Raw genomic sequence first — 16,269 nt, 5'->3', positions numbered from 1 at the left:
ATTAAAATAATACGTTGCTTGAAATATGTGTTGTCGTCTCAGGTTTGACCCCATCGTCGGCCGTATGAAGACTGACGACTCGATAGTAATATCCTGTTATAACGGTCCAGTTCGATTGAGCATTAAGAGTCTGCGTTTGCGTTTTCTTCTTGGATCCGGATTGATAGAGTATCCAGGCCGATCCCGTCCAGCGCTCAAGTCGATAATCAACTTGCAGTGATTTCATTTCCGAGAAAGTCGTCGTTGTTGTATTTACAATCGCAGTCAGCCCCCCTCCAGGTGTCACAGTCCCCACTGCCTGATAAATATATTTCGGGGAAGTCAGTGCATGAATACTTGGTTCCAAGGGCGGTGGTGGTGGAGTAAGCGCGTGAGGCTTGATACTTGGACTGGCGACAGCTACCTCGGCGGTTGGTATGGCAAGAATTATGGGTGCCGATAGTGCTGCAACAATCATGACTTTCAGCATGGACGTTATTCTTATTTTCCGCATATGTATCCACCCTTCATTTTCCAAATTTGATTTTGTGTAAATATTAAACGGATGAAGGGGTTTGAAGGTTTCAAAAAAATAAAAGACGCTGCCACATTCATGTCGGTAGCGTCTTTTGGTTCTTTAATGCAACTTCGGATAAATACATACAGAATGGATGAAACCTAAATAATTCCATTCCGTATCCATAAGTTAACGGTGATATGAAGTTACTCTCACATGTCTCAGACCAAATGACAGGCTACAAAATGATCCGCTCCAACGTTCCGATACGCTGGAATTTGCTGCTTGCAGATATCTTCTGCCCATGGACAACGTGTATGGAACTTGCAGCCAGTTGGCGGATTCACCGGACTGGGAATATCCCCTTTAAGCACAATTCGTTCCCGTTTCAGTTTGGGAATCGGCACAGGTACAGCTGATAGCAAGGCTTTCGTATACGGATGCAGTGGATTACCGAATAACTCATCTCTGGAAGCCGTCTCGACCATGGAGCCCAGATACATGACTCCAATGCGGTCACACAGATGTTCCACCACACTCAGATCATGCGAAATAAACAAGTAAGCAAGGCCACGCTCTTGCTGAAGCCGTCTGAACAGGTTGATAATCTGAGCCTGAATAGACACGTCCAGTGCTGATACCGGTTCATCTGCGATAATCAGTTTCGGATTTAAAATCAAAGCTCGCGCAATTCCAATCCGTTGTCGCTGTCCACCAGAGAACTCATGAGGAAAACGGTCAATATGATAAGATGACAATCCGCAGGCTCCGAGTACTTCCTTGACGAGTTCACGCACCTCGTTTGCGGTCGCTAACCCGTGATCCAATACAGCCTCCCCGATTGCATCACCAATGCGTATGCGCGGATTTAGTGAACTGTAAGGGTCCTGGAAAATAAGTTGAAGCTGCGGACGAATCTTCCGCACTTCCTGCATCGACAAATGGTGCAAGTCTACACCTTGAAAACGAATCTGTCCCTCCGTTTTCTCCGTTAAGCGCACGATGGTTCTTCCAACGGTGCTCTTGCCACTTCCGGATTCTCCCACTAATCCAAACGTCTCGCCTTCATGGATCGTGATGCTGATATCATCGACCGCTTTCACATGGGCTACTGTACGATTCAATAAACCTTTGCGCACCGGAAAATAGGTTTTGAGATGTTCAATTTCCAATAAAGGTTCAGACATGGCTTAATGCCTCCTCATACAGCCAGCATGCAGCCTTCTGTCCGGGTCCAAGCTGCTTCAGCGTCGGCATTTGCGTGGTGCATATCGACATGCAGTGCTCACAACGATCAGCAAAATGACAAGATTCTTTCAAAGATAATGGATCAGGTACATGTCCGGGTATAGAATACAATTCATCCTGCCGTTGATTGATAATCGGTTTGGAGCGAAGCAATCCCTGGGTATATGGATGTTTGGGAGATTCAAATAATTGCACGACTTCCCCCTCTTCCACCACTTTGCCTGCATACATCACAACTACATAATCCGCCATTTCGGCTACAACTCCAAGGTCATGCGTGATCATCAGAATGGAAGTTCCTGACTGGGACTTGATGTGTTGTAACATATCCAGTATCTGCGCTTGAATAGTCACATCCAGTGCGGTGGTTGGTTCATCCGCGATTAACAGTTTCGGGTTACATGAGATGGCAATGGCAATCATTATGCGCTGCAGCATGCCTCCACTCAGCTCATGCGGATAGCTGTTCGCAATCTGTTCCGGGCGTGAAATGCCAACTTCGGCAATCAGCTCAACCGCTCTGGCGCGAGCCTGTTTTTTGCTCATTTTCAAGTGCACAATCAGCGGCTCCATCAATTGCTCACCGATCTTCAGCACGGGATTTAGCGATGACATCGGTTCCTGGAAGATCATGGAGATATCGTTGCCCCGGATGGCACGTAATGAGGATTTACTTTCACGGAGCAGATCCCGTCCACCAAAACGGATTGCACCACCTACCACCTTGCCTGCAGGTTCTTCGATCAATCCCATGATCGACATGGCGGTTACACTTTTGCCGCAGCCTGATTCACCAACGATGCACACCGTCTCCCCTTCTCGTACATTCAGACTTATGCCGTCCACGGCTTTGACATGGCCTTCTTCCGAGTAAAAATGAGTTTCAAGTTGTTCAATTTCAATCATATTCTGCATGGGGAGTGCTCACCTTCTCTTCTGTTTGGGATCTAATACGTCTCGAAGTCCATCACCAAAAATGTTAATGGCAATAACGGTCATGAAAATGGACAGCCCTGGCGGAATCCATAACCACGGATGCTGTTGAAAATCAATCATATTGTTGGCCGCATCGATCATATTGCCCCATGTAGGTGTTGGCGGCATGACACCCAGTCCAAAAAAGCTGAGTACCGACTCGCTGAGAATGGACCCTCCGATATTCAGAGTCGCCATGACGATGAGAAGCGGGACGATATTGGGCAGAAGATGGTGAAACAGTTTGCGACGGTCACGCAAGCCAAGAACAACAGCAGCCTGCATGAATTCACGCTCCCGCAAGCTTAACATCTGTCCCCGTACCATTCGGGCCATACCGGGCCAGTTGACAAAGCTGAGCATCAACATGACGATATACATTCTGGAATCCGGCGGAACTTTCCAATCCGATAACAACGCGCCGAAAATGAACAGCAGCGGCAGTCCGGGAATTGTAAGCAGCAAGTCGGCAATCCGCATAATGACCTGATCAACTATGCCGCGATAATATCCAGCGATAGCTCCAAGCAAGGAGCCGATAAATACGGATAGAACCATGGACGCCAGACCAACGGTGAGTGAGATACGACCAGCCATCAGTATACGGGTTAGCACATCCCTGCCGAGCGCATCCGTACCAAGCCAGTGATTAATGCCTGGACCCTGTTTCATCGCTGCCATATTGATCTTGTTATCGGTGTAAGGTGAGAACAGAGGTCCAATGAAACAAGCCACAAACATCAACAAAACCACGATGAATCCGCCAACGGCAAGTTTGTTCTTGAGCAGTCTTCGCAGCGACAATTTCCATAAAGAAGACTTGGCAGGAACCTTTAAAGGTAAGGCAGATTCTGCGGTATTTCTCGTTACAGAAGATGAAGAGATTGTCATTTTCATAGCCCCCTTATTGCAAACGGACACGCGGATCTGCGATGTGATAGAGCACATCAGACAGCAGCGTTCCAATGACGGTCAGGATGGCGATAAACATCGTAAAGCCCATCAGCAGCGGATAATCACGCAGTGAGAAGGACTGCATATATAACTGACCGATACCAGGCCAACTGAAAATTTTCTCAATAATCAGTGAACCGCCGAATAAGGACGGCAGCTCGAATCCAATCAGTGTTATCGCAGGCAACAGAGCATTGCGCAAGGCATGGGTGTATAACACTTTGCTTTCTTTTAAACCTTTGGCTCGTGCTGTTCGAATATAATCCTGCTTGATCACATCAATCATGTTGCTGCGGAAGTAACGGGTAAGGGAACCTACCCCAAGCAGGGTCATGACAATTACAGGCAAGGTCATGTGCTGAATCACCTCCTTGACATAGGCCAGACCTGTGGCATTACTTCCTGTGGTCATCATGCCGCCTGGAGGCAACCATTTTAAGTCAACCGCCAGCAGTTTAATCAAAAACAATCCGATAAAGAAGGATGGCACGGACATGGCTGCAAATATGCCTATCATCACGAAGGTATCGAACCACGAGTACTGCTTATAGGCAGCTATCACACCGATAATAACCGCGATGAACCAGGTCAGAAACGTGGTCACCGCAGCTAACAGGAATGAATTCCAGATATATTCGTTGAACAGCGAGAGCACTGGCTTTTGTTGTGCCAATGAATATCCGAAGTCCCCGTGTACAGCATTTTTCATCCAGATGAGATACCTTTCGATAACTGGCTTGTCCAGTCCATACAATTCTCGTAGCTCGGCCTTGCGCTCGGGACTCAGCTTAATGTTGCTGGAAATGTAGTCGCCAGGGGTAAGTGCATACAGGCTGAATATCAGGACGGAAGCGGCCAGCAAAATAAGAACCATGTATGTCATCCGTTTCACAATGTAAGTGCTCATATCAGGCTCCTTATCAATGCGTCCCCTGCATCTGCGACATCGCAAACACAAGGGACGTTTTGTTTATTTCGGTATTGATGTTTCTTGATTCATACCACCGCTTATTTCAGAGACCATTCCGGCAAGCTGGTTGCAATCCCGCGGTATGGACTGACGGAGAGTCCATCGATGCGACCGTTATAGGCATAAACTGTTTTTTTGTAACTGGTGAAAATGACAGGCAGCTCATCGTTGAGCAACTGGTACAGCTCTTTGTATACTGCCTTGCGTTCCTCAATGTCTGTCGTAGCCAGACCTTTGTTGTAGAGCTCTTTCACTTTGGGATTGTCGTACCCTTTCAGCTCACCATCCACAAATTGCAGTACCCCGTCCGAAGGATCCGTTAGCATCGGTGTGGAGAAGGAAGCCACGTCGTAATCACCGCCCTCCACTTTGGAGACAAGCGAGTTGAAATCGGCAAACACTTCAGGCTGGAACTGCACGCCAATCGCTTCGAAGTTTTCTTTGGCTACAGCAATGAAGATATCCGTGGCCGGACTTTTCGTTCCGAGGAAATGCAAGGACAACTTCTTCCCGTTTTTTTCACGGATGCCATCCGCTCCAGGCGCCCAGCCTGCGTCATCCAGCAGTTGATTGGCTTTGTCCGGATCATAGGCGTATGGATTAATGCCTTCTTCCGTATAAGACCAGGAAATAGGCGAAGTTGGGATGTTGGCGACAGCACCTGCACCCTGATTGGCATCCACATAGATGGACTGGCGATCCAGGCCATACGTAATGGCTTGCCGCACTTCTCTTTCCTGGAGCTGTTCATGTTCCAGATTGAGCTGTAAATATCCGTATGTACTTGGTGTGTAAGGCAGAAGGTTGAGGTATGGGATGTTTTTCAGCTTATCAATATTCTCCTGGGTAGCCGTGAACGAAGTGAAGTCGATCTCTCCGGTCTCAATAAACTGCCAGGTGTCTCCTTCCGAAGTTTTATAGATGAAATGCTCGGTTTTCGGTTTGCCCTTGTAGTAGAACTCGTTGGCAACGAATCGAACTTCCTGACCCGGAATGAACTTTTCAAGTTTGTAAGGGCCGTTGCCTACAGGTGTTGCATGAAGATTTTTAATGTATTCGAGCTTTCCGAATTGATAGTCTTTGCCGTAATAGGCTTTGGACAACACTTCAGAGCCCAATGTGAGCAAAGCAGTCGCGTTTGGCTGTTCCAGGGTGACCGAGATCGTTAACGGATCAATAACCTCAATACCCTCAATGTGATCTGCCTTTCCTTCGGTATACGCTTTGCCGCCTTTCACCTTGGTGGAGAAAATATCGAATCCACCGTCATACGACTTGTCATGCAGAATGGTCCATGTAAAAGCAATATCATCTGCGGTGAGCGCGGAGCCGTCACTGAACTTGGAATCTTTTCTCAGATGAAACGTGTATGTACGCTGATCGTCGGACACATCCCAGCTTTCAGCGAGATCAGGGACAGGCAATCCTTTCTCATCTACGGTCACAAGTGAAGCAAATAGCAATGAAGCAACGTTGCCATCATATCCACTCTGATGGAAGTACGGTGTGAAAGCCCCACTGGGATCCGTAAGTCCCACAATAACCGTATCCGTCCGTTTTTTTGCCGTCTCAGGTAATTGATTCAGGTCCGTTGCCTGAAATGGTGCATCCAGTGCTGCTGAAACCGGAGTCGCTTGTGTGCCCGGATTTGTTGTTCCGCTTCCAGAAGAAGTGGTCTCTGTTCCTCCACCTCCTGCACATGCAGATAACACAATAGCACTACTGATGATTAACGATGCCACGGATAAACCTTTCAATCTCATAAAATCCTCCCCAATTCATAAATAATTCATATTTTTCTCGCTCAGCCGTTCCTAATTCCCGAAATAATCCAGAATATATATAATTCCTATGAAATTAGTAAGGTATAAGTTCGATAAGCCCTATTATAAGAACCGCATTCGGTTCTGTAAATAGAGAACCGCAAAAAAATATTTATATTAAACCCATTAATATCCACTTTAAAGCGATAAAATAGCCGTATGTTTTGCGCGGATTTCCTGAATAAATTTCAGTTCGGCCACAACAAACATACGGCTGTATAGAAGGAATACTTTTTTTCTAAAAACCACATTTTGATAAACGTTATTGCTCCAGATAATTCATGACATTCGGCAAAATTTGCTCCAGTGCATGAAGACGAAGTGAATACTCAACCAGGCTCTCTCCTTCAAAATGCGCATAGACCAACCCTGCTCCACGAAGCTTGGAAAGATGGTCATGAGTAATTCCTTTGGAGAGCTTCAAGTGACGGACAATTTCTATAAACGAACGTGGTCCCTGATGCAGAAAACGCATGATTTTCAGTCTATTCTTTTCTCCCAGGCTGCGAATCACTCGCAAATGATGGGTCGGAATATACTCATGGTCTCCCATATACAATCTGGAGGAATAATGGCACAGCAGAGTATCTCCAAAATGCAGGATGACATTTAGCGGCTGAAAATGAAATTGTGGCACAAGCAGCAGTCTATCCAGCCCCTTCATGTCCCGGAACATCAACCCGTTGGTCGCATCGTCGAGTACTTCTTCCTGGGGAGATTGACTTAACTGTTCCTTGCGGTTCAGAACCTCTTGGCGCAGATGTTGTAAAATGGCGGGATCAAGCAAGCGAAAATATTGCTCATTCCACCCGGTTAAGACATAGGTCATTTTGGTCTGGAAAGCAGCGATATCATCCGTATACGGGAAACTGTACCGACTAAAAATGTCATGAAGGTCAGGCACTGTTCGTTGGCTGAACCATTCAATAAAATCCTCTGGCTCCTCAGCTTCCACTCGCAAACAGACAAGCAGATACATCCATTTCCAATCATCATCCACGTTCATATTTTGCAAGACAGCAGCAAGCTCAGGGGTTAGCTGCCCTTCTGTTTCTTGCGCCCAAGCTATAGATAAATCAATCTTTTTATGCGATTTTCGGCAAATATATGTATGCAAACTGGCCATGAATTCAAATACAGGTGTAAATCCAACCTCAATGCGATAGCTCAATCTCAACCTCTCCTATCTTGCAAAGTCGTTCCATTATACCCTGTTTGCAGCCGTGCATGCTACGATTATAGGGTAAACAAAAAGCCGCACAGTGAAATAATCCACCGTACGGCCTCTCTATAGACTGGGATCTCCTGTCTCCAAAATAATACCTTGGATTAGGCGCCTTCGCCTTCAACCATCAGATCCAGCTTAATCACATTCACACGCGAAATCCGTTTATGTTCGGTCTCTTGAATTACAAAGACATATCCATCATACTCTACCGACTGCCCTACTTCTGGTGGGATGGTTTCTACTCTGGAGTATAACCAGCCGCCAATCGTATCATAATCCGCCCGGTCCATATCCAGGCCAAAGCGCTCACTAACCTCTTCAATTAGCATGAGGCCGTCAATGGAGTATTCCATCTCATCCACTTTCTCAATCGCCGGACGCTCTTGGTCAAATTCGTCCTGAATCTCGCCCACGATCTCTTCCATGATGTCTTCGAGCGTTACAAGGCCGGAGGTTCCTCCGTACTCATCAATCAGGATGGCAATCTGTGTCTTGCTACGCTGCATCCGCTTGAGCAGGTCACTGATCGGAGTGGAATCGGGTACTGCGAGAATCGGCCGAATCACCGAGATGGTATCTGTAAGCTGAGATCGCATCAGGTCTTTAATGTGAATAAAACCGATAATATGGTCTTTGTCACCGTTATAAACCGGATAACGGGTACGCATGCTTTCACTGGCAATTTCCAGATTTTCCAGCATGGACTGATTGGCATTCAGGCAGATCATTTCCGTCCGCGGAATCATAATTTCACGGGCGGTTGTTGCCGTAAAATCAAATATATTATCAACAAGCGCCAATTCAGTATTATCAATTAAACCGCTCTTATTGCTTTCTTTCATCAGAATGCGTATTTCATCTTCACTATGCGCTGAGTCATGCTCCGAGGCCGGTGCCATGCGAAACACTCTCAGCAGGCTGTTCGCCATACCATTCAATGCCCATATAAAGGGATACATTAATTTGTAAAAGAACGTAAGCAGCGCCGCAGACCATAACGTGATCGTCTCTGATTTGCGGATGGCCATCGTCTTGGGAGCAAGTTCCCCGAGTACAATATGCAAAATCGTAATAATAACAAAAGCAATCGCAATGGAGATTCCGTGTACGTATACCGGACCCATTCCAAATGCAGTAAACATGGGCTCTAACAGGTGAGCAATCGCTGGCTCTCCCAGCCACCCGAGTCCAAGTGAAGCGAGCGTTATGCCCAATTGGCACGCGGATAGATAAGCATCCAGGTTGCGTACAATATTGGAAGCATAAATCGCATTTTTATTGCCTGTTTCCACCAAAGCTTCAATCCGGCTACCACGAACTTTGACCATCGCGAATTCTGCCGAGACAAAAAAACCATTCATCAATACAAGCAAAGCAATTAAAAATAAATTTAATATACTCGGTAAGGGGTCACTCAAATTATCATCCTATTCGCCGTCATTCTTCGGCAAATAGGTCCACCTCCTTCGAAAATGTAGGATAATTGCCATTCTGCCGCTCATATGCAGTTTCAACTTCCCAATGCGTTCACCTCCACCTTCTTCTGTCGAATAACAAGGATATGCTTCTTTTATTATATAATTCTACACTACACAGTCAATCCGTGTCCTATGACAACGAAATGATGCATACGGGCTATTTCGTTAACAAATGTACCGAATGCGCAGTTTTTTTTACGTTTTACTAACAAATATATGCATCTTCTTGCTTGCAGTTTAACTTTTCTCTTACGCTCAGTTAATCATTCAGCTATATACTTCCAAATAGAACAACAAATTGATCTCGGAGGTATGTTCATGAAAAGCCATCATGCTATGAAATGGAATGCTCTACTACTTAGCGCGGCTGTTGCAATTACAGCAGTGCCTTGGCAGGTCAATGCTGAACCCGTATCTGCCCAGCAACAGACGGCCCCTGCCGCATTTACCATTTTACCTATTGACCGCGCTCAGATTCTGGCAGGCCAGAAGCTCGATTTCCGAGTTGAACTGAACGGTGCCAAGTTAAAATCGAAAGACATTAAAATCCAGGTTAATGGCTTGTCACCGGACAAATACTTCGGCAAGTCCGGAACGTGGACAAGCAGCACCGAACTGAGCACAGAATACACCATACGGGATGTTGCCTTCAAAGAGAGTGATTCCATTGTGGTAACCGCCGAGACGACGGCTACAGGCAAGCGTACATATTCACGGGTCGTATACCAAGTGTTCGATCCTTCCAAAGACACGGCGACACTGACAAACGGTGAGCAAGCCAAAAATGTCGTTCTGATGATTGGCGATGGCATGAGTGCCAATATCCGCACCGCCGCTCGTGTTGTATCCAAGGGTATTAACGAAGGCAAATTCAAGGGTTGGCTGGAGATGGAGCAAATGGATGCCATGGGCATGGTCACCACGTCTGGCATGGATTCGATCGTCACCGATTCGGCCAATAGTGCTTCCGCTTATGCAACCGGTCACAAAACGGCAGTCAATGCCGAGGGTGTCTACCCGGACAATACACCAGACCCTTTTGACGATCCGAAGGTGGAAAACATCGTTGAGCTGGTGAAACGGACACGTGGTATGGCTACTGGCCTTGTAACGACTGCGGATGTGACAGATGCGACACCTGCTGCGATGGCTGTACATACACGTAAGCGCGGGGAGCAAGAAGCGATTGCCAGCATGTATCTGAATGAAGCCAATCGACCGGATGTTATTCTGGGCGGTGGTCTGGAGTGGTTCCTTCCAGCAGCTGACGGCGGAAAACGTAAAGATGGACGCAATATTGTGGAGGAGTTCAAAAAAGAAGGATATACCTACGTTACAGATGCAACAAATCTGGACAAGTCTGCCTCTACCAAATCATTGCTTGGATTATTCCGCAAAGGCAACATGAACGTTTATTATGATCGGGAATATACACAGCCAAACAACGCGGAAATTGTGGGCAAAGATACCGATCAGCCAACGTTAATGGAAATGACCGACACAGCCCTTCAGGTGCTGGAACAGAACAAGAACGGATTTTTCCTGATGGTTGAGGGCGCATCGATTGATAAGCAGGCTCACACCATGGATTTTGAACGCTCCGTATGGGATGCGATTGAATTCGATCAAACAGTAGGTCAAGTTAAGGCCTATGCGAAGGAACACCCGGATACGCTCGTGATCGTCACATCGGACCACGGTCATTCCTTGACCCTTAATGGGACGTATAATACGGAGGCCGCCAAAGGTAAATCGGGCGACGAACTCCGTGAATTGATCGGCACATATGCTGACTCCAAATTCCCGACGTATGTGGATGCAAACGGAGATGGCTTCCCGGACAATCCGGATTCCGAATGGAAGATCGCTGTTGGCTGGGGCAATATGCCGGATAACAATGAGGATTATCTCGCCAACCCGGTGCCAATCAGTCCTACCATTCAGGACCCTAACGTGAAGGACAAAACATGGTATATCGCTAACCCGGACAAAGACCCGGACGGTGTTCACTACACGGGTAACCTGCCTCATGATGAAGGCCAGGAAGTCCACACATTCGACGATGTGCCAATCAACGCCTCGGGACCAGGGTCCCGCCTGTTCTCCGGCTATCTCGATAATACGGATGTGTTCCGCAAGATGGTAACTGCATTGAAGTTGGATGCGTCCAAGTAGAATAAAGGTTGAACTAACAAAAGAGTATCCTAGCTCATGCTCAGGCATGGCGGGATACTCTTTTTTCATGATCTTATGGATGATTAGGATTAGATAGCCTGTTTACTTAACGCTTCTTTACTGCTTCTACTGATTTTATTTTGTTTCTAAGGCCAGCTCATTCTCTATAGGATCACTACGTTCCCATTAACGGTGTCCCAGCGCCACGGCGTGTCTTCCCCTACCTGAAGACCGCCAATCCAGGATATATCATGTCTTAATAGTGCCCAATCTGCTTCTCCGTTCAGTACCTGAATACCGAGTTCGGTCAAAGACAAGACACCGTGACGGAATTCGTCATGATGCTGCTGGAAGTTAGGAAAAGCTTGTACACCACTTAGTCGAAGTAAAGCATGAGGTTCCTCTGTCATTCTCTTCAGATGAGCCCAGTACTCCAGATCACCCATTCCCAAGATATGCAATTGGTCTCCAACATGCTTGAACAATGGATAAGGGCTATCCACGCCCTCTCTTATGGCCTCCAGTGTGGATTGCTCAATTATGCCCAGTCCGTTCGATACAGAAGGCAGACGGGACAGGTGGGCCTTGAATGCAGCATGTGCAAAAGGGAGCACCGATGTATTTTTCAGCAAGTAGTCCTTGTGATCCTGAATGTCAGATGATGCATACGCTGCCCAAAACTCGCTGCCAGCCTGGATTTCCTCTGCCCCCATCACGTGCCAGGTACCTGATAAACGTCCAATCTGTGATGGTGTAAGCTGCCCAAGTCCCCGAAAATGCTCTATGTCCGGAAAGGTATCGATGCATAACAGATTCAGCTTTGTATTCTTTAGGTCTTGTTCCCTGAAATAGTGCAGCAAATACGATAGCATTGCCTGATCATAGAGGTCATACTCAAACCACAGGACGATCTCTTCGTGCTGATGGAGTGACTTAAGTGCCTGCTCAAGTTCCTTGATTTTTAAATATTCATTCTGTGGAATACCCAAGTGCTGCTCCAAATATATTGCACGTTCACTTCGATCCTTCTCATTCCTCATATTTCTTGTTATCGGTCCAAATGTATAAAGCTCTCGCCAGACCAGAATTTCACCTTGAATCCCGCTTTGTCTTAATCGATCTGCCGCATGGTCACCATTCATAATGTGAAGCATTCCTTTTCCTCCTTCGTATAGATCACTAAATACTGAAATCACATCCGCCACAGGCAATGAACGCCTGAGCCTGGATCTGGCATCATACAACCGTTTCTTCAGAGCCGGAACAGTAACCCCGAGGAATTCAGACATTTCCTTGAGCGAATAGCCCTGAAAATAAAACAGTTCAACAGCAAGCTGCATGGAAGTTGGCAAAATGGAAATCGAATCTCGCAGGAGGCGATGCACCTCTCCTTTCAAAGCCTGTTCTTCAGGATTATGAGCCTGATTCTCTTCCTGAATTGCATCCTGAATCTCCAGGACCGGGATGGTGCCATGCTGCTTACGCCTCATAAGACGGTAACACTGTCTTTCCACGATGATTTTGAACCACCCGGGAAAAGCATCAGGATTGTCCAGTTTGGACAAATTCACAAAGGCCTCCGTGAAAGCCTCTTGTACCACATCTTCGGCCAGGAACGTATCCCCTAATTTTTGATAGGCGACAGCCAGTGCCATCCCGCGAAATTGCTTCACCAGCTGTTCATAAGCCTCGGCTTCCCCCTGGATTGCTCCATCGATCCATGTTTTCAATATGTTTTGCTCCTTCCTGTGCGCTTGCTGCTTGATGTATTTATCTTTAAGTGCCATGACTTGAGAAAAAGGTTACTTCTACTTATGTTTAATTTTATTTTAATCAAGTTTATGTTCTATATCATAATATAGGAAAAGCCGCCCCGTTTGCGGAATAACATCCGCATTCGAGACGGCCCAGTGTATGACCGTATTATATATGTTCTGTTTTTCGCTACAGATTAGCGTCTGCTTGGTTGTTGCGGATAGTTCCCGATCACACCTGGATATTGATACAACAGAGGCTCATCAAATGTCGCGTAGTCGAAATTGACCATCAGCAGCATGATCCGTTTACCGGTATTCGGATCACTGAGAATGATATGGTCGCGCCCAGCTGCTTCCAATATACCTTGGAAAATACGAGCATTCCACTCTTTGTTACCTTCGTAAGTCATGTAGAACGTTCCACATTTCCCCAGATTAAGCCGCAGGATATTTTCAATGTAGGATTGTTCAAACTGCGGTGCAGTTGTGGTTACCACACCACCCGCAGGTGACATTGGAGCACCGCTAGATACGAGCGGAGGTACACTTGTTGAGCTAGGTGATACCATACCTGGTGTTGGCGACATCATCGGACTGCCATTGCCGATTTTGTAAGAAGTCCCTTGCACTTGCGAGTTGGCTTGCATCCCCAAGGACTGAGTTGTTGGCTGATAAGGCTGGTTAATCATTATGATTCCTCCCAAAATTTAATATACACTCGGACAGTCTTCACCTGTCGGACTGAAGAAACAATGCGCCTTGAAACGACCTGTATTTTGCTGGTTATACCATGTTGGCGGACATTCCCCCACAGGACGGAAAAACCACAGGGAGTTACTGGCTGGCCAGAAGCGTTCACCATTAATGACCCGCTGCGCCAGGCGTATTTCCGATTGTCTTGCCCGTTGGTAGAAGTACCCTTTTTGCGTAGACTCGAAGCCACCCGGGTTCTGAAACACCATTCGATTAATGTCCCGAATATCGCCGAAGTCCAGGCAATCACCCAGCACCCGGTTTACACCTACATTTCCGACAAGCAGCATGCCTTGTTCGCCGTCACCTTCAGCCTCCGCCCTCATCAGCCTAGCGAGCAGCTTGACGTCTTCCGAGTTGGCTTTAATAACAGCCATATCCTGTTTCCTCCCTTGTTGAACCTCTTCATCACCGTATATCGTATTGTGCAGGTGCCCATTCGGTGACACGATTTTATCTTTTTCCCATAAAAAAAGCCCGGAACCTCACCCTGTGTGAAGTCCCGAGACATCATATTTCCTATATAACCTGCCTATTCAGGGCTTGGCTTGAATCCAGTAATCGTAAGCATGGACGATATTGCCTTTGTAGGCTTTATACTCACTTAACAAATCCGGAAGCAGTGCAAGCTGGCGCTCCATTTCCGCTGCTCCCTTATCATAAAATGAAATATGTTTACCTTCAAAATTCTCTTTCATCTCCACCGAGATCAACAATGGTTTACCCAGACCATCCGCAATTTTCATTTCCTGACTGACGACGTCGGCAATTCCATTGGAGCCTTCAGCAATGTTACGGAATGCCATGAGAGATACGTGATCCAGTGTTGTGATCATGTATTCACTGACAGACATGTCTCTTCCCGGTAACTGCAATGTATCCAGCCAAACGGCCAGATCGGCACTTGTTTCCAGATTACTGTCCTTTTTCGTCTCTTCATGAAAATAAGCAATATTGGCAGCCCACTCGGTCAGCAGCGTATCCCGATCATTTTCCCATTCAGGTAAGGTGTATGGCTCAATATCGAGATGGATTCCCTTAAAACGTTCATCCGGTTCGGATTCGGCGTTATAATTTTTCACATAATCAATCAAGCGCTGTATCCGTGGCCGATTTTCCTTTTTGCCCCAGATTGGATGGCCGCCCATGGCATGAACCTCAATGCCTTGAGCCTGTGCACGTTTCACAAAACTGCGATAGCTGGAGTACGGTTGATCCAAATCCAGCCGGACGTATAACCAATTAATGTTTTGCGCTTTGGCGAACTCCAGAATGTGATCTCCACCATCATTCGTAACCTGAGAAGCCTGCCAGATATAGGTTCCCCGGATTTCAGGTTGATTGGATGGATTCTCCGGTAGTGGTACTTCCTCTGGCTCCAGCTGCCCCCAGTACACAATGTCATGCACAGCCGAACCTGCGTAGGAAGTGTGATCCGTGAATGCAGACGCCACCTCGCTTATGACACTCTCCAATTGTGCTGTACCTTTGCCGGCAAAAGTCGTGAACTCTTCCCCTGGCATGGGCTTGGTGTTTACCCCAACGGTAATAGAACCATTTCTGGCGTCAGCCCATATCATTTCCTGTTCTACCAAACGTATAATTCCATTGTTTCCTTGCGCGCTATCACGGTAAGCGAGCAGCGTAATATGGTCAAATTGTCCAATAAACCAGTGTGACAACGACTCGTTATCCGCATCGTTAGTAGTTCTGCTGCCCGTCACGGTATAAGAATCCAGCCAAAAAGGCAAGTCGACGTTCACTTCGACCGCCCCAGCCTGTTTCACCTGTTCCAGTAAGAGCTTCATATTGGCAACCCAGGATTGGACCAGCGGCTTGGCATCTTCTTTCCACTGTGGCAGTACATAAGGTTTGATATCCAGGTGAATGGCATCAAATCGCTCTTCCGGCTTTGCAGCCAGGTTGTAATTACTCACCCAGGTCGCCAGCTTGAGCATCGGACCTTCACGACCGCTGACTGCCCATGATGGATCTCCGCCAAGAGCTTCAACTGCAATGCCAGCCTTGCTGGCTTTGGATATAAACGTATGATAGACTTCCTCTGACAGATTCATATCCACATTCACATACAGTCTGTTAATCTTATGTTTAGCTGCATTGTCCAGCAGCTCATTTCCTCCATCACTGACAGACTTGGCCTGCCATACCCAGGCTGCTCGTATATCTGCGTCAGCTTCCGCAGTAGATTCAAAGCCTGTCATTATAATCCCTCCAATCAGCAGTAATAGCCAAAACACTTTCCGGGATGAGTTCCCGAACATAATCTCCCTCCATTCCTGTACTGTGGTAAAATCACATTTATTATAGCAACCGAGTTATCAAAAACAAATAAGCCCAAGTGCTTAACTTGGGCTTATTTCTGCTATGTTTTCAAAAGTTTACAATCGACCG

At 46.8% G+C, this 16,269-nt stretch carries 13 protein-coding genes; 1 reads left to right on the top strand and 12 read right to left on the bottom strand.

Annotated elements, in window-relative coordinates; all coding sequences use genetic code 11:
* Window position 1: 1 nt before the first annotated feature.
* From ACFVQB_RS06280 to ACFVQB_RS06245, 8 genes are all read right to left on the bottom strand, one after another.
* Entirely contained in the window at window positions 2–493 is a 492-nt protein-coding gene (locus ACFVQB_RS06280; protein WP_379435653.1) for a hypothetical protein, read from the bottom strand.
* Window positions 494–717: 224 nt separating this feature from the next.
* The gene (locus ACFVQB_RS06275) at window positions 718–1,683 is read right to left on the bottom strand and encodes an ABC transporter ATP-binding protein (RefSeq protein ID WP_379435650.1); all 966 of its coding nucleotides are present in this window, start codon (window positions 1,681–1,683) and stop codon (window positions 718–720) included.
* Complete coding sequence (locus ACFVQB_RS06270; RefSeq protein ID WP_379435647.1) at window positions 1,676–2,659, bottom strand: ABC transporter ATP-binding protein; 984 nt, start codon at window positions 2,657–2,659, stop codon at window positions 1,676–1,678. The genes ACFVQB_RS06275 and ACFVQB_RS06270 overlap by 8 nt, the downstream gene beginning before the upstream one ends.
* A 9-nt stretch (window positions 2,660–2,668) precedes the next feature.
* Complete coding sequence (gene opp4C / locus ACFVQB_RS06265) at window positions 2,669–3,610, bottom strand: oligopeptide ABC transporter permease (protein WP_379435644.1); 942 nt, start codon at window positions 3,608–3,610, stop codon at window positions 2,669–2,671.
* A 13-nt stretch (window positions 3,611–3,623) separates the two neighbouring features.
* Window positions 3,624–4,580: an ABC transporter permease gene (locus ACFVQB_RS06260; protein WP_063563946.1), complete on the bottom strand. Its 957-nt coding sequence runs from the start codon at window positions 4,578–4,580 to the stop codon at window positions 3,624–3,626.
* Window positions 4,581–4,681: 101 nt separating this feature from the next.
* Window positions 4,682–6,406 (bottom strand): ABC transporter substrate-binding protein, encoded by a 1,725-nt coding sequence (locus tag ACFVQB_RS06255; protein ID WP_379435640.1) that lies wholly within the window; start codon window positions 6,404–6,406, stop codon window positions 4,682–4,684.
* Between the two features lie 322 nt (window positions 6,407–6,728).
* Window positions 6,729–7,637: an ArsR/SmtB family transcription factor gene (locus tag ACFVQB_RS06250; protein ID WP_379435638.1), complete on the bottom strand. Its 909-nt coding sequence runs from the start codon at window positions 7,635–7,637 to the stop codon at window positions 6,729–6,731.
* Between the two features lie 158 nt (window positions 7,638–7,795).
* The gene (locus ACFVQB_RS06245; protein ID WP_110000146.1) at window positions 7,796–9,112 is read right to left on the bottom strand and encodes a hemolysin family protein; all 1,317 of its coding nucleotides are present in this window, start codon (window positions 9,110–9,112) and stop codon (window positions 7,796–7,798) included.
* A gap of 378 nt (window positions 9,113–9,490) precedes the next feature.
* Here ACFVQB_RS06245 and ACFVQB_RS06240 point away from each other — a divergent pair, with 378 nt between their 5' ends.
* The gene (locus ACFVQB_RS06240; protein WP_379435634.1) at window positions 9,491–11,347 is read left to right on the top strand and encodes an alkaline phosphatase; all 1,857 of its coding nucleotides are present in this window, start codon (window positions 9,491–9,493) and stop codon (window positions 11,345–11,347) included.
* Window positions 11,348–11,511: 164 nt separating this feature from the next.
* On the opposite strand, the gene ACFVQB_RS06235 is transcribed toward ACFVQB_RS06240, so the two are convergent.
* From ACFVQB_RS06235 to ACFVQB_RS06220, 4 genes are all read right to left on the bottom strand, one after another.
* Window positions 11,512–13,077: a sigma-70 family RNA polymerase sigma factor gene (locus ACFVQB_RS06235; RefSeq protein ID WP_379435631.1), complete on the bottom strand. Its 1,566-nt coding sequence runs from the start codon at window positions 13,075–13,077 to the stop codon at window positions 11,512–11,514.
* 221 nt (window positions 13,078–13,298) lie between these two features.
* On the bottom strand, window positions 13,299–13,751 hold the full coding sequence (gene gerQ / locus ACFVQB_RS06230; protein WP_379436367.1) for a spore coat protein GerQ: 453 nt from the start codon (window positions 13,749–13,751) through the stop codon (window positions 13,299–13,301).
* A gap of 60 nt (window positions 13,752–13,811) precedes the next feature.
* Entirely contained in the window at window positions 13,812–14,234 is a 423-nt protein-coding gene (locus ACFVQB_RS06225) for a cell wall hydrolase (protein WP_090898102.1), read from the bottom strand.
* Between the two features lie 159 nt (window positions 14,235–14,393).
* On the bottom strand, window positions 14,394–16,079 hold the full coding sequence (locus ACFVQB_RS06220; RefSeq protein ID WP_379435627.1) for a hypothetical protein: 1,686 nt from the start codon (window positions 16,077–16,079) through the stop codon (window positions 14,394–14,396).
* Window positions 16,080–16,269 lie beyond the last annotated feature (190 nt).

Origin of the sequence: Paenibacillus sp. NPDC057886 (assembly GCF_042796655.1) — a bacterium.
Lineage (GTDB): Bacteria > Bacillota > Bacilli > Paenibacillales > Paenibacillaceae > Paenibacillus.
Note: the sequence above shows the minus strand (reverse complement) of the source record. Positions and strands in the feature narration are given on the sequence as shown.